The 12,751-nt window shown below is 61.2% G+C and carries 13 protein-coding genes; 3 read left to right on the plus strand and 10 right to left on the minus strand.

What is annotated here, in order from left to right; all coding sequences use genetic code 11:
- Positions 1 to 11: 11 nt before the first annotated feature.
- The 8 genes from PspR84_RS03505 to cpaB are packed head-to-tail and all read right to left on the minus strand — an operon-like array spanning position 12 to position 7,460.
- Positions 12 to 284: a DUF3613 domain-containing protein gene (locus tag PspR84_RS03505; RefSeq protein ID WP_034154790.1), complete on the minus strand. Its 273-nt coding sequence runs from the start codon at positions 282 to 284 to the stop codon at positions 12 to 14.
- Positions 285 to 294: 10 nt separating this feature from the next.
- On the minus strand, positions 295 to 1,017 hold the full coding sequence (locus PspR84_RS03510; protein ID WP_160055508.1) for a tetratricopeptide repeat protein: 723 nt from the start codon (positions 1,015 to 1,017) through the stop codon (positions 295 to 297).
- A 22-nt stretch (positions 1,018 to 1,039) separates the two neighbouring features.
- Positions 1,040 to 1,924 (minus strand): type II secretion system F family protein, encoded by an 885-nt coding sequence (locus PspR84_RS03515; protein ID WP_160055510.1) that lies wholly within the window; start codon positions 1,922 to 1,924, stop codon positions 1,040 to 1,042.
- Position 1,925: 1 nt separating this feature from the next.
- A complete protein-coding gene (locus PspR84_RS03520) occupies positions 1,926 to 2,810 on the minus strand; it encodes a type II secretion system F family protein (RefSeq protein ID WP_160055512.1) in 885 nt (294 codons plus the stop codon).
- Positions 2,811 to 2,828: 18 nt separating this feature from the next.
- Positions 2,829 to 4,097 carry a CpaF family protein gene (locus tag PspR84_RS03525; protein WP_160055514.1) on the minus strand — a complete coding sequence of 423 codons (1,269 nt, stop codon included), beginning with the start codon at positions 4,095 to 4,097 and terminating at the stop codon, positions 2,829 to 2,831.
- On the minus strand, positions 4,094 to 5,284 hold the full coding sequence (locus tag PspR84_RS03530) for a pilus assembly protein (RefSeq protein WP_160055516.1): 1,191 nt from the start codon (positions 5,282 to 5,284) through the stop codon (positions 4,094 to 4,096). Before PspR84_RS03530 ends, PspR84_RS03525 begins: the two co-directional genes overlap by 4 nt.
- Positions 5,281 to 6,498: a type II and III secretion system protein family protein gene (locus PspR84_RS03535; RefSeq protein ID WP_095121996.1), complete on the minus strand. Its 1,218-nt coding sequence runs from the start codon at positions 6,496 to 6,498 to the stop codon at positions 5,281 to 5,283. Before PspR84_RS03535 ends, PspR84_RS03530 begins: the two co-directional genes overlap by 4 nt.
- 20 nt (positions 6,499 to 6,518) lie before the next feature.
- Positions 6,519 to 7,460, minus strand: coding sequence for a Flp pilus assembly protein CpaB (gene cpaB, locus PspR84_RS03540; protein ID WP_160055518.1), 942 nt, complete (start codon positions 7,458 to 7,460; stop codon positions 6,519 to 6,521).
- A 340-nt stretch (positions 7,461 to 7,800) separates the two neighbouring features.
- On the opposite strand from cpaB, the gene PspR84_RS03545 reads away from it, so the two are divergent.
- The 3 genes from PspR84_RS03545 (at position 7,801) to PspR84_RS03555 (ending at position 8,719) form a co-directional block, all read left to right on the plus strand.
- Positions 7,801 to 8,001 (plus strand): Flp family type IVb pilin, encoded by a 201-nt coding sequence (locus PspR84_RS03545; protein WP_238785282.1) that lies wholly within the window; start codon positions 7,801 to 7,803, stop codon positions 7,999 to 8,001.
- Between the two features lie 18 nt (positions 8,002 to 8,019).
- On the plus strand, positions 8,020 to 8,235 hold the full coding sequence (locus tag PspR84_RS03550; protein WP_160055522.1) for a Flp family type IVb pilin: 216 nt from the start codon (positions 8,020 to 8,022) through the stop codon (positions 8,233 to 8,235).
- A 73-nt stretch (positions 8,236 to 8,308) separates the two neighbouring features.
- The gene (locus PspR84_RS03555) at positions 8,309 to 8,719 is read left to right on the plus strand and encodes a response regulator (RefSeq protein WP_160055524.1); all 411 of its coding nucleotides are present in this window, start codon (positions 8,309 to 8,311) and stop codon (positions 8,717 to 8,719) included.
- A 495-nt stretch (positions 8,720 to 9,214) separates the two neighbouring features.
- Here PspR84_RS03555 and PspR84_RS03560 read toward each other — a convergent pair whose 3' ends face one another.
- On the minus strand, positions 9,215 to 10,885 hold the full coding sequence (locus tag PspR84_RS03560; protein WP_160055526.1) for a POTRA domain-containing protein: 1,671 nt from the start codon (positions 10,883 to 10,885) through the stop codon (positions 9,215 to 9,217).
- A 134-nt stretch (positions 10,886 to 11,019) separates the two neighbouring features.
- Entirely contained in the window at positions 11,020 to 12,615 is a 1,596-nt protein-coding gene (locus PspR84_RS03565) for a collagen-like triple helix repeat-containing protein (protein WP_160055528.1), read from the minus strand.
- Positions 12,616 to 12,751 lie beyond the last annotated feature (136 nt).

Here is a 12,751-nt window from a genome sequence, read left to right on the forward strand (position 1 = left end):
GAGCCTCAAACTCAATTCTTGCTCTCGATCTTGCCACCCGCATCGGGATCATAAAAATCCGGAATCTCATATTTGTACTTCTTCAACCAGCGCTGCATCGCCAGATCCCGTTCGGTTGCGGTCGCCGTTTGTGGTTTGGGCGAGGCGGCTTTGTTGCGGCTTTGCAGGACCAGCCAGCCTTCGGTTTCCTGTTGTTGCGCCGAGGCGGGGCCGGCGTCGATGGCAGCGGCGCTGAGGGGCAGGCTGAGCAGGGTCAGGTAGCACAGGCCTTTAAAGGGATGCATGGCTGTCTCCTTATTTGATCGGTGACGGCAACGGGTCGACGACGGCGGCCACTTGGTTGCTGGTGGCCGGTTTGGTCTTGATCGGGGCTTTGAGTTTTTCTGCGCGTTGCTGGGCTTCGGTGAATTGTTGCGGGGTCAGTTTCGCGCGGCTGACGATTTCGGCGGCTTGTGGCCAGTCGTTCTGGTACAGCAGCAGGGTGACCATGTTCAGTGTTGCCAGTTGGTTGTTCTGCTTGAGTTCGATGGCGGTGAGAAACTCGAAACGTGCGTCGTTCAGGCGCAGCTGGTTGAGGTAGACCACGCCGAGGTCGTTGCGGATTTTTTCGTCGGTGGGGGCCAGTCGGGCGGCGCGTTGCAGGTGGGCCTGGGCCTGGCCGTTGTCGCCGCGAGCGGCGTAGAGCTGGCCGAGGCCGTGTTCGGCTTCGGCGGTCAGGCAGCCGCCGAGCAGGCTGCGGTACAGCGGCTCGGCTTCGCTGCGGCCGAGCAGGCGATAGACCTTGGCTTTGCGCAGGCGCACTTCGCTGATGTTGTCCGGCAGGCTTTGCAGGTTGGCGAGGCTGGCATGCAGTTTGCCGTCGTTGGCCAGGTCGTCTGCGAGGTTCAGGGCCAGCTCCTGCTCCTGGGGCATTTTGCTGCAACTGCTCGGTGACAGCAGTGCCGTCCAAGGTGCCTGGCCGTCGGTGGCGCAACCGCCGAGCAGCAACAGACTTGCGATGACTATCAGTACTTTCATCAAACGCTCTCCATGAGCAAGGTCAGTTTGCAAACGCCCGGGCAATGGCGGTGAAGCCCGGGCCGGCGAGGACGATCAGCAGTGCGGGAAACAGAAACAGCATCATCACCACCGACATCTTCGCCGACATTTTCGAGATGTATTCCTGCAAGCGCGTCAGGCGGCGGTCATCCAGCAATTGCTTGAGCGCCAGCAGCGATTTCATCGCGCCACCGCCCTGTTGAATCAGTTGCTGGAGGATCACGCAGGTGTCAGTGAATTCGTCGACGGCGAGCATTACTGCGGTTTTGTTTAACTCTTGGCCGAGTTCCAGGCCAGAGTCGACACGGGTCAGGATCAGGCGCAGTTCGCTGGTCAGTTCCGGCAGCAGTTTTTGCGCTTCGATGCTGAGCACGCGCAGGGCCTGTTCGACGGCCATGCCGGATTCGAAGAGGATGCGCAGCAGCGGAATGAACGTCGACACCTCCACGGCGATGGTTCTTTGCCGACGTGCCGCCGCGTAGGCCAGCAAGCGTTTGGGCAGCAGATAGCCGGCGCCGGTGGCGAGCATCGGCACGATCCAGCGGTTGTCAGCCTGCGGGAAAAACACCTCTTGCAGAAAAATCGCCAAACCCAACGTCAGCAACGGCGTGCCGATCTGGCAGGCGGCGTACAGCGCCCGTTCGCTAGAGCGGCGCCAGCCGATGCGGTTGAGCAGAGTCTGGGTTTCGCTGTCGATGCTCACCGAGCGTTGTCCGAACTTACTGCCGCCCAGTGCGCGCAGCCAACTGCCGAAGCGGTTTTCACGCACCAGATGCCCTTGCAAGCGCTGATTGACCTGACGCACCCGGCGCCGTTCGGTGAGCAAGTGATTGACCACGAGTAGCAGGGCGCCGAGCAGCAACATGAGAGCGGCGAGGTAGACCATGTCAGACGCTCCGTAACATGCGCCACAGCGCCAGGCTTCCGAACACTTGCAACACGGCAGCGCTGATCAGCATGTGCTGCCCGCTCGCGTCGTTCCACATCCCGAGCATGTAACCGGGGTTGGTCAGCATGAAGTAACTCACCAGCAGCAACGGTAACGAGCCGAGCACCCACGCGGTCATGCGCGTTTCGCCGGTGAGCGCACGCAGTTGCCGCGCGCCTTGGTCGCGTTCGCGGATCAGTTTGATCAGGTTCTCCAGCAGCTCGCTGGCGTTGCCGCCGTAGCGATGATTGACTTTGAGGCCGAGGGCGAACATGCGCAGTTCGTCCTGTTCATACAGTTCGGCGAAATCGCTGACGGCGTCCGGCAAGTTCACGCCTAGTTGCACGTTGCGCTGGACCCGGCCCATGGCTTTTTTCAGCGGATCTTCACTGGCTTCAATGCCGCCCATGACTGCGTCGCTCAAGGTGCGCCCGGACTTCAGGCTGCGCACGGTGTGGTCAAGCAACTGCGGCAGTTGCTCGATCATCCGTTTGACCCGGCGCTGGTAAAGAATGCCGATGTACAGCCGCAACAGCAGTGGCGGTATGACGATCATCAGCAGCAGCCCGACCCAGTCGGCGAGAAAAAAACCCAGCGCCATCGCCAGCGCCCACAGACTTAGCCACAGACCGAAACGCTCGGTCGGGCGGCCCAGTCCTGCACGCAGAAACATCCGCTCCAGCCCGACCCACACAGGTTTTTCCGGCGCCAGTTGCGGCTGCCCCGCGGCGAGTCGGTTGAGGACTTTTTCCGTGGCGGTCTTGCGCAGGCCTTGCAGGAACAGACGGATCGACAGCCCCAGCAGCGTCAGGCAGATAACAATGAGAATGATCGGTCCCAACATGCTCGGTGCTCCTTGCCGTCAGCCCAGATGAGCCTCGTGGCGCAGCTTGTCGCCGGCCGGATTGACGGCTTCGCGCAGGAAGCCGAAACCGCTGCGGCGGTCGAGGCGGAACAAGGTATTGGTGACGTAAACGTCCTCGCGAATGCCGACCACCTCCACGACTTCACTGACGCAGCGGCGCCCGTCAGGCATGCGCGTCAACTGGATGATCACGTCGAGGGCGGCGCAGATCATCTGGCGCAGGGTGCGTTCGGCGATGGAGCGTCCGGTCAGGCCGACCAGTGTTTCCAAGCGCAACAGCGCATCCTGGGCGTTGTTGGCGTGCACGGTGCTCATCGAACCGTCGTGACCGGTGTTCATCGCGGTGAGGACGTCGACCACTTCGACGCCACGAATCTCGCCGAGGATGATCCGGTCAGGGCGCATCCGCAGGGCGTTGCGAATCAGGTCGCTGGCCTTCACTTCACCGTGGCCTTCGGCATTCGGCGGCCGCGTTTCCAGGCGCACCACGTGCGGGTGACCGAGCTGCAATTCGGCGACGTCTTCGATGGTCACCAGACGCTCGTGCGGGTTGATCAACTGGCTGAGAATGTTCAACAGCGTGGTCTTGCCGGTGCCCGTGCCGCCGCTGATCAGGATGTTGCAGCGCTTGCCTACGGCGTCCTGGAAAAACTCGAAGATCGACAGGTCGATGGTTTGCATCGCCATCAGGTCGCTGCTCTTGAGCATGTCCTTGCGAAATTTACGGATCGACAGGCATGGACCGTCGAGGGCGATCGGCGGAATGATTGCGTTGACCCGGCTGCCATCCGGCAGGCGTGCATCGACCATCGGCGAAGACTCGTCGAGGCGCCGACCGAGCGGCGCGAGGATGCGCTGCATCACGCGTTCGACGTGATGCGCGTCGATAAACCGCAGGTCACTCTGGTGCAGCACACCGTCGCGTTCGATGAACACCCGGTGCGGGCCGTTGACCAGAATCTCGGTCACCGACTGATCGCGCAGCAACACTTCCAGCGGGCCGAAACCGGTGAGTTCGTCGACGATCTCTTCGGCCAGCCGTTCCATTTCGTAGCGGGAAATCGCCAGGTGCAAACGGGCGATGTATTCGGCGACTTTGTCGGTGACGAATTGCGCGAGCTGCTGGCGAGAACCTTCCAGCAGGTTTTTCCCGGACTCTTCGAGGGCGTCAATGATGTAGCGATGCAGGACCAGTTTCAGGCCTTCGTGATCGCTGTTGCCGACGCCACTGCGGGGCGCCGCACCGAAGAGTTTTTCTGCGCTCATGAGGTGCCTCGCAAGCGGTCGAACCAGGTCACTTTGGGCTTGGCCAGGCCTTCGGAACGTTTCGCCAGGCGTTCGCCGAGAGCGCGCAGGCTCTGGGTGAGTTTTTCGCGCGGGGCCAGTTCGAACAGGCTCACGCCCTGGTTTTTCGCGTTCAGGCGCACTTCCGGGGTGAGGGCCAGTGTGGCGATCACTTCCAGATTGAAGGTCTTGCCGAGGGTTTCCGAGTTGGGCGCGACATTGCTCAGGTAGCGGTCGATCAGCAGACGCCCGTGGTCGAGCTTCATGCCTTTTTCCCGCCACAGATTGAGCACGGCGAGGTTGCGTCGGCAGTTGAGCACGTTCTGATCGGTGTACCAGAGCAACTTGTCGCAGTGGCTGACAAAGGTGCGCAAGGCTTCGCTGTCGGTCTGCCCGGTGAGGTTCACGACGATGTGCTGGAAGTGCTGGCGCAAGGCGCTGAGCAACATGTACAGCTCGGCGGCGCTGGTGTTTTCCAGCGGCTCGTCGTTGCTGGCGTAGGCGAGAATTCGCAGGCCGGCCTCGGCGCTGGTGAAGGCGCTGTCGATCAGCGTGGCGTCGAGCCTTCGCAAGTGGCGCAAGGCATCGCCGAAGTGAAACGAACTCTCAAGCCCGAGCAGGGCGAGGCTGTCACCGCGCGGCAAACCGAGATCAAGCAACAAGGTTTGCTGACCGCTTTTTTGCACCACCAACGCCATGTGATTGGCCAGCAGTGCGCCGTCGGAACTGCTCTGCACGCCATACATCACCGTGAGGCCACCCAGTTGCGTGTTCGGTGCCACGGGCGGCAGGCGTTTGCTCAAGCGCCGCACCAGCCCGGCGACTTCACTGGAGCGTGAACCGTAGGCGACAAAATCCCGGGCGCCGGCGCGCATCGCGTTGAGCACCAACTGATTGTCCATGCCGTCACCAAGGGCCACGATTGCCAGCATCGGTTTGGCCTCCAGCGCGCCTTCGATCAACGCGCTCTGGGCGACCACGTGCTCGCGATCAAGGCCGACGAACACCAGATTGGCAAAGGTCACGTCCACCAGCGCCAGCAGTTCATCAAGGCTGCCGCCACCGGCGCTGACCACTTGGCCCAACGGTGCGAGCGCGCCTTGCAGCCACTCCAGATCGGTGCTGTTGCGGGTGATGGCGAGAAAGGTCTGGCTCAGGCTCTGGCTCATTGCGATAACCCGCTGCGCTTGTCGAAGTTGCCGTTTTCAAGGAAGAACATGCGGTAGAAATTCGGATCGTAGTTACGCAGTTTTTCACCCGGTAGCGACGGCAGTTGCGCATCGGCGGCCAGTGGCTGGACCAGATGCGGGGTGACGATCATCAGCAGTTCGCGTTCTTCGCGCTTGATCTGCGAGCCTTTGAAAAACGCACCGAGCACCGGGATGTCGCCGAGGCCGGGAAACTTGTTCACTTGTGAGCTGTTGGTGGTGCTGATCAAGCCGCTGATGACGAAGCTTTCGCCATCGCCGAGTGACACGCTGGTGTCGGTGCGGCGGATGGTCAGGGCCGGCACAGTGGTGCCGGCAATCTGTACGGCGTTGCTGAAGTCCAGTTCGCTGACTTCCGGGGCGACCTTCAACGCGATGCGATCGCGGCCGATGATGGTTGGCGTCAGGGTCAGGCGGATACCGAACTCCTTGTATTCGATCGACACGCTGTCGCTACCGGAACTGGGCACCGGAATCGGAATTTCACCGCCGGCCAGAAAGCTTGCGCTCTGCCCGTTCAGCGCCACCAGACTTGGCCGCGCGAGGGTATAGGCGAAGCCGCTGGTTTCCAGCGCATTGATGATCGCCATGGTCTTGCCGCCGACCCACGAGAAGTTGAACAGCGAATTGTCCACCGGCAGGCGGGGCTGCGGCACACCATCAATCGGTGGCAGGGTGCCGGGCGAACCAAACAGAAAGTTGCCGCGCGTGCCGATCAGTGAGGCGGTGGCTTCTTTGAGTTTGGTCCGGCTGACTTCGACGAAGCGAATATCGGTCTGCACTTGCGACGGTAGGCTCGGGTCATCCGAGGGTAGGGTGGCGGTCATGGCGGCAGTGGCGGCGCCCTGAACAAAGACCATGCTTTGGCGCGGCTCGCTTGAGCACGACGTCCAGACCATCAGGCTGGTGGCCCCGGGCGCAACGCCGGTGAGCAGAAAGGACGAACTGCCGTTGGCGTGCACGTCGGCGATTTTCGGATCGCCAATCGCCAGACGGGTGATCGCTACCGGCGACTGTACGTCCTGTTGAAAGCCTTCGCCGATTTCGATCACCGGCGGCATGCGCCCCAGTGCCGAACAGTTGCCGACCGCCGCCAACGCGGCGTCCATCGACAGGCCCATCAGTAGCAGGGCGCGCAGCATGGGTTTGAATGTCGGCCTGGAACGACTCTGCATGCCCTTGGATCCTTGCGCAGTCATGGGTTTTGTTGGGTGATCTGATTGCCGCGAATGATTTCCACCGCCGGCCGTGGCGTGCTTCCGGAGCCGGCACTGGCAGGCGTTTTCGGGGCGCCGCTCAAGGCCAGTTGGGTGAACTGGACAAGTTGTCGGTTGGCGCTGTCGAGATGGGCCGTGGACTGATCTTCACCGGCCCAGTATTTGGCCAGGCGTTGTTCTTCACTGCTGCGTACGGCCAGACGCAAGGTGCCGACTTGCGTTGCCAGCATCAGTCGGCTGAGCAGTTGTTCCGGCACCGCCAGCACCACGGTGCGCGCGGCGATGCGGCGTTGATCCTGTTTGAGTTTTTCCTCGGCGCTCAGAGCTGGCGAGGCGGGTTGGCCGTCGTTGGTCAGGCCGTATTGATCGCCGACACCCAGCACGCGCATGGCCGGTAAAACGATCTGTGCCGACTGTTCGAGGTTGCTGGAATCCTGGCGCAGGTAGAGCAAGACATCGACGTAATCCCCGGGGATCAGTTGCCCGGCCGCGCCGATCACTTCGTCGACCGCTACGGTGAGCGCGCGTTCATCGCTGTGAATCATGCGTGCCAGTGAGCCGCCGGCGGTGAAGCTTTCATCGTTCAGCCAGGTGCCGGCGCTGAGGTGCCGCCAGGGTGTGCGGCCGATGGCCTGATCGACATTGCTCAAGCTGCCAGCCGGTGCACTGCGCAGTTTTTCCACCGCTACATCGGCAGCGGTCAGCGCGGTAAAGGGTGGCACGTCGTGCAGCAGTACCACCACCGGTTGGCGGGCCTGGTCTTCGGCGATCGCGACAGTTTTTTCAACGGTGACCGCTGGGGCAACGGGGGCTTCGGCGACGGGTGCCGGTTGACGACTGAGCACCAGTCCCCAGTAACCGACAAAGATCGCTCCAAGCATAAGGATGGCTGCAAGGCCCATGGTGACGCGACTGTTCATGACGGCTCTCCCTTTCCTGCTGCACTACCCACCGCACTTGCTTACGAGAGAAGTTCCCAATCCGGCAGCTATGAACATGCAACTATTTCGCTATTTCCACGCTAGCTGATCCAAGCCAAAACGCCATTAGTGACAGGAAAATAACCCACTAAAGTATGAGTCTTGGCCAATTAACAGCAGCAATCGGCAACTTCGCGATGTGATTAATCCTTTGTGATTAATCCGTTCTTACAGTTGTTGGCTGAGGCTTTGTTGACAATGCTCAAATGGCACGGTGGAACCTTGCCGCTGTAGTGCGACATCGGCGCCAGAGGCGCGAAGGAGTGGATGTATGTTCCAGATGATTGTTGATTATTTGACGGCCAGAGTTCGTCTGTTAATTAGAAACGAGGAAGCAGCATCGGCGATCGAGTACGCGATTGTGGTGGCGATGGTTGCCGTGGTGGTTGTGGCATTTGTGACCCCACTTGGTAATCGGGTGCTGTTCTACTTCAACAACATCTTGACCGGACTGGGCGGCACTGCCGTGACCAGACCCTGACGACCGAGGAGAACTGCGATGCTCTTTGAGTACCTGATGATTCGTGCCCGCAGTTTCCTGGCCAATGAGGATGCAGCATCGGCCATCGAGTATGCGATTGTGGTGGCGATGGTGGCAGTGGTGGTCATCGTGTTCGTCACGCCGGTGGGTGGCCGTGTGCTGGTCATGTTCAATAACTTGCTGGTAGCGCTGGGCGGAACGGCTGTGTCGACCACGCCTGCACCGTCCTCCTGAGTTGAAACGAAGCTCAATGCCCGGCGAATGTCGGGCTACACTCGGGTTCACTTTCAGTTTTCAGGGATTGCCCATGAATGCTCCTTCGCTGCAGCGCCAACAGTTGCTTCTGGTTGACGATGAAGAGGACGCGTTGCTGGAGCTGGCGGAGTTGCTGGAGGGTGAGGGTTTTAGTTGTCATACGGCGACGTCGGTGAAGCTGGCGTTGCATCATTTGACTCGCCATCCCGATATCGCGTTGGTGATTACTGATTTGCGTATGCCGGAGGAGTCCGGGATGTCGTTGATCAAGCGCTTGCGTGAGCATACTTCGCGCCAGCATTTGCCGGTGATTGTGATGTCGGGGCATGCGGATATGGAAGACGTCAGTGATCTGTTGCGGTTGCAGGTGGTAGATCTGTTTCGCAAGCCGATTTATTACGTCAGGTTGTTGGAGACTCTGGATAATTTGTTTCCCAAGCCTCGGAGTAATGTGGCTGGGTGATTGGGGGGCATATCCGTTGCTGCGGGTGTGGCTGATTAGGGTTCCGCCCTTACGGCGGGTCACTTTTTCCAGACGCCGAAAAAGTAACCAAAAAGGCTTGCTCCTACGTGCGGCCCGCTCGCTGGGGCTCGGGGTTCCTTCGCTGCGGGATCGATCCGGGGGCAGCGCCTACGGTTTGCTTCGCTGCACCTCCTCTCGCTGTGTTTGGCTTCGCCAAACGGTCGCTACGCTCCCACGCCCGGATCAATCCCTCCACTCAGCCTTCCGACGTCGCCCGTGGATCAAGATCAAGAGCTGCAGCCGAGCTAACGCTCATCCTGTTGAGTGGTGAGGAGCGACGCGGTGCGAGGTGGGCTCACCGACCAAATTTCTCTCTGTATGCACCCAGTTCAACTGTGGGAGCGAGCTTGCTCGCGAAGGCGGCCTGCAAGCCGACCCATTTCTGCCGGTTGTACATTCCACCCGCCGCTGCTGAAGCCTCCTTGGTGTTTCAGCTTACAACTGGTAGCTGAAACTGATGCTGTACCGGGGCTTGCGATTGAACGTGTCCAGGGCTTCATCCGACATCGCCTTCGCCGCCTCCAGCGCAATGTTGTAGTACTTGGCATCGCCAAACCGTAGCCCGATCGCGGCCGATGACAGATTGTTGGCCTTTACCGGCAGTTCATTGAACCAGCTGCGCGAGCGATCAAGCACGACATACGGTTGCAGGACGCGCACCCAGTTGCCGTCGCGGTTGAAGCTGTAGTTGACCTCGTACGCTACGCCCCAGCCCTTGTCGCCGGACGCTTGATCGTCGGGATAACCGCGACCGAAGTTCTGCCCGCCGAACACCGCGCGTTCGCTGTCTGGCAGGGTGTCGTCGCTCCAGTACAGCGCGGCCGACAGCACGCCTTGCCAGTTGTCGAGGAACTTGTTGCTCTGCACCCCGGACAGGCGAACGCGGAAGAAATCGAGGTCGATGTCGTCGTAGTTGGTATGCGCGCCCAGGCTGTCGAAACCCTGGTACACGCCGCCACTGAGAATCCGCAGTTGCCGGGCATCGGCCTTGCGCCAGTCGCCTTCGAAGGCCAGAGCGCGTACGTCGGTGCGGAACTCGGTGCTGAACGGGAAGTTGATGCCGTTGTAGCGGGTCTTGTCATCGACTGCGTACAGACGCGAGCCGGCGGTCAGCAGTTCGTTGGAGGCGGCAATCAACGGCAGGGTGAAACCGATGGAGTAGCGGTCGTTTTCGCGATGGGTGCTGAGTCGACCACCGCCGTTGATGAGGACTTCGGTACTGGGATCGGCGCGGTAGCGTGAAGCGGATAAGGCAAGTTGCGCGCCCTCGTCATTGAGGAACTGGTTGTAGTCGAGGCGGTAGTAATGTTCGTGATCATCACCCGGTGGAAACAGACCGCTGAGGGTCAGTTGTTCGCCCATCGAGGTTTGCGAATTGCTACTGACGCCGAGCAAAGCCTGGGTGCCGTTGCGGTTGTCTTCGGTGGTGCTCAGCGTACTGGTGAAGGGTTTGCGACTGGCCTGGGCGACCAGCGTTGTCGCGCCGTCTGTGGTACCGGGCGGTGGTACCTGGGCCTGGATCGTTACGCCGGGGATGCGCGTCATCAGCGTGGTGTAGCGCTCGAACGTCTTGCGGGTCAGCGGCCGTTCGGCCTGGATCTTCGCCGCCAGTTTGTCGAGCAGGGCTTTGACCCGACCGACATCGCCCTCGATCTGGATATCGCGCACGTAGCCTTCCACCAGCACCACGCGCGCTACGCCGTCATTGAAATTTTGCTGCGGCAAGAACGCGTAGGACAGCAGGTAGCCGTCCTGCTGATAGCGTCGAGTGATGCTGCGCGTGGCCTCGATCAGTTCGGCGAGCGTGGCTTGGCGGCCGATCAGGGGTTTGTAGATTTCGGCGAGTTCGTTGAGCGGGTAAAGGGTTCCGCCTTCGATCTGCACGGTTTGCAAATTGATCTTGGTCTCCATCAACAGTGGTTGCGCAGCGGCGGCACCGGCGTCCGGCACTTGCACGGGCGTGGCGCTCGGGCGATAGGCGTCGGCGGGCAGGTTCGGCACCGGCAGGTTGCGGATGGTTTCGTTGCTGTTGAGAAAACTGGGCAGGGTGTCGGCGAGGGCGGCGGAACTGAGACTGAGGAACAGCAGGGATGCCATTACGCGCATAGGACACTCCATGGTCAGATCACAGCACTGGGCTGAATTCTCCTAAGAAAAAAGGCGGAAGACTCGTGGGAATCTTCCGCCCTCAACCAAGCGTAGGCGCTGTAGGTGAGGCCGTCGAATCGGCCAGGTGCAATTTAGCGTTTGTTGCCCCCCAGGGTATTAGTCAGACCACCGAGTACGCCGCCCAGACCGCCACCGGTGGCAGCTCCGCTGGTACCCCCGCTGGTACCCCCGTTGACCAGTCCACCGACGGCGGCAACGGTGCCGCCCACGTTGCTGACCAGACCTCCGACCGCTGTGGTGACCGGATTGTTGGTCGCGGCAATGGTGTTGCCGATACTGCTGACCGCACCGCCAACCTGGCCGGTGAGACCGGCGACGGGTGATCCGATACCGGTCGCTGCGCCGACTTGTTGGGTCACGTTGGTCACAGCGCTGGTGACCGGATTCAGACCCGTGCCCAAGGTGGCGCCAACCGTGGCCAGAGGTGAGGTGGTTGCGGTGATCGGGGTGCCCGAACCGCCAAGTACGGTGTTGAGCGAAGCCACGGTATTACCCAGGCCGACAGCGGTAACGCCGCCTGCGCTGACCACGCCATTGGTATTGCCGGCATTCAGGCCTGCGCCGACGTTGACCACGGCACCGCCGACGGTTTGCAGCAGGCCAGTACCACCGAGGCCGCCGCCCAGACCACCACCCACACCGCCAGTACCCGAGCCGGTGCCGTTGGACACCAGACCACCAGCCTTGCCGACCGCGGTGCCGGTATCGCTCAACGCGCCGCCGAGGGTGTTGGTCAAGGCATTGCCGTTACCCGCATCGGTGACCTTGCCGCCCAGGGTGTTCACCGCGCCGCCGACTTGCGAGATCGCGCCTTTGAGTGGATCGCCGAGCCCGGTGGCAGTGCCGAGTTTGTCGGTGGTGCTTTCGACCATTGCGATCACGGGAACCAGACTACCGCCGACTTTGTTCGTCAGTTGGCTGGTCGGGCCGTTGGTCAGCGTGGTGTCGAGGGTATTGCCGAGCATGGTGACTTTCTCGCCGACACCGTCAAGCAGCGGCGCGACTTTGGTCACAACACCGCCCACCACCGGAACGCTGCCGGTCGCGGTTGCCAGTTTGCCGCTGAGATCAGAGACACCGTTGCCCACATCGGTCACCACACCGCCGACCGAAGCGACGGTGGTGGTCAGGCCTTTAGGGTCGGTCGCCAGCTTGCCTACGCCATTGGCGACACCGTCACCCAAGGTGCTGACGACATTGCCGGCGGTGTTGGCCGCACTTTGTACAACGCCACCGACAACAGGAACGCTGCTCAGCGAGTCACCGATCTGGCCAACGCCATCGCCGACGCCAGCGACGGTATTACCGACATCCTGCACCAGTGTGGTGGTCACCAACGGTGTGGTGGTTGGATTGGTCGGGTTGGTGGGATCGGTCGGATCTGTCGGGTTGGTTGGATTGGTCGGATCGGTGCCACCTGTACCACCGGTTCCGCCAGTACCACCTGTGTTACCGGTTCCGCCAGTGCCGCCAGTGCCCGCAGTATCACCGGTGCCCCCCGTACCGCCAGTACCCGAGGTGCCGCCAGTGCCGGCGGTGCCGTCCGCCGCGGAACTGCCGGAACTGCTTTTATGACCGCCACCACCGCTGCTGCACCCGGTGAGGCCAAGGGAGAGAATCAATGCCAGAGCGATTGCCGATTTGCACCATACGCCTTGAGTTTTCATGATCGTAATTCCTTGCACCTGTCACAACGTTCGTTGACTTCGATGGCTCGCCGATCTGTCGTCGGTGATGCCTTCGACCGTTGTGCTCAATCTCAGTCCAGGGGCGGGTTTCAGGCCATTCTCAAGTTGGTATTAA

This window comes from Pseudomonas sp. R84, assembly GCF_009834515.1.
Taxonomy (GTDB): domain Bacteria; phylum Pseudomonadota; class Gammaproteobacteria; order Pseudomonadales; family Pseudomonadaceae; genus Aquipseudomonas.

What these genes read in the sequence shown, in the direction of transcription:
- PspR84_RS03530 (WP_160055516.1), bottom strand. Translation starts at nt 5,284, where the DNA reads ATGAGCCAGAGCCTGAGCCAGACCTTTCTCGCCATCACCCGCAACAGC.
- cpaB (WP_160055518.1), bottom strand. Translation starts at nt 7,460, where the DNA reads ATGAACAGTCGCGTCACCATGGGCCTTGCAGCCATCCTTATGCTTGGA.
- PspR84_RS03565 (WP_160055528.1), bottom strand. Translation starts at nt 12,615, where the DNA reads ATGAAAACTCAAGGCGTATGGTGCAAATCGGCAATCGCTCTGGCATTG.
- PspR84_RS03505 (WP_034154790.1), bottom strand. Translation starts at nt 284, where the DNA reads ATGCATCCCTTTAAAGGCCTGTGCTACCTGACCCTGCTCAGCCTGCCC.
- PspR84_RS03535 (WP_095121996.1), bottom strand. Translation starts at nt 6,498, where the DNA reads ATGCAGAGTCGTTCCAGGCCGACATTCAAACCCATGCTGCGCGCCCTG.
- PspR84_RS03550 (WP_160055522.1), top strand. Translation starts at nt 8,020, where the DNA reads ATGCTCTTTGAGTACCTGATGATTCGTGCCCGCAGTTTCCTGGCCAAT.
- PspR84_RS03525 (WP_160055514.1), bottom strand. Translation starts at nt 4,097, where the DNA reads ATGAGCGCAGAAAAACTCTTCGGTGCGGCGCCCCGCAGTGGCGTCGGC.
- PspR84_RS03510 (WP_160055508.1), bottom strand. Translation starts at nt 1,017, where the DNA reads ATGAAAGTACTGATAGTCATCGCAAGTCTGTTGCTGCTCGGCGGTTGC.
- PspR84_RS03545 (WP_238785282.1), top strand. Translation starts at nt 7,801, where the DNA reads ATGATTGTTGATTATTTGACGGCCAGAGTTCGTCTGTTAATTAGAAAC.
- PspR84_RS03555 (WP_160055524.1), top strand. Translation starts at nt 8,309, where the DNA reads ATGAATGCTCCTTCGCTGCAGCGCCAACAGTTGCTTCTGGTTGACGAT.
- PspR84_RS03515 (WP_160055510.1), bottom strand. Translation starts at nt 1,924, where the DNA reads ATGGTCTACCTCGCCGCTCTCATGTTGCTGCTCGGCGCCCTGCTACTC.
- PspR84_RS03560 (WP_160055526.1), bottom strand. Translation starts at nt 10,885, where the DNA reads ATGCGCGTAATGGCATCCCTGCTGTTCCTCAGTCTCAGTTCCGCCGCC.
- PspR84_RS03520 (WP_160055512.1), bottom strand. Translation starts at nt 2,810, where the DNA reads ATGTTGGGACCGATCATTCTCATTGTTATCTGCCTGACGCTGCTGGGG.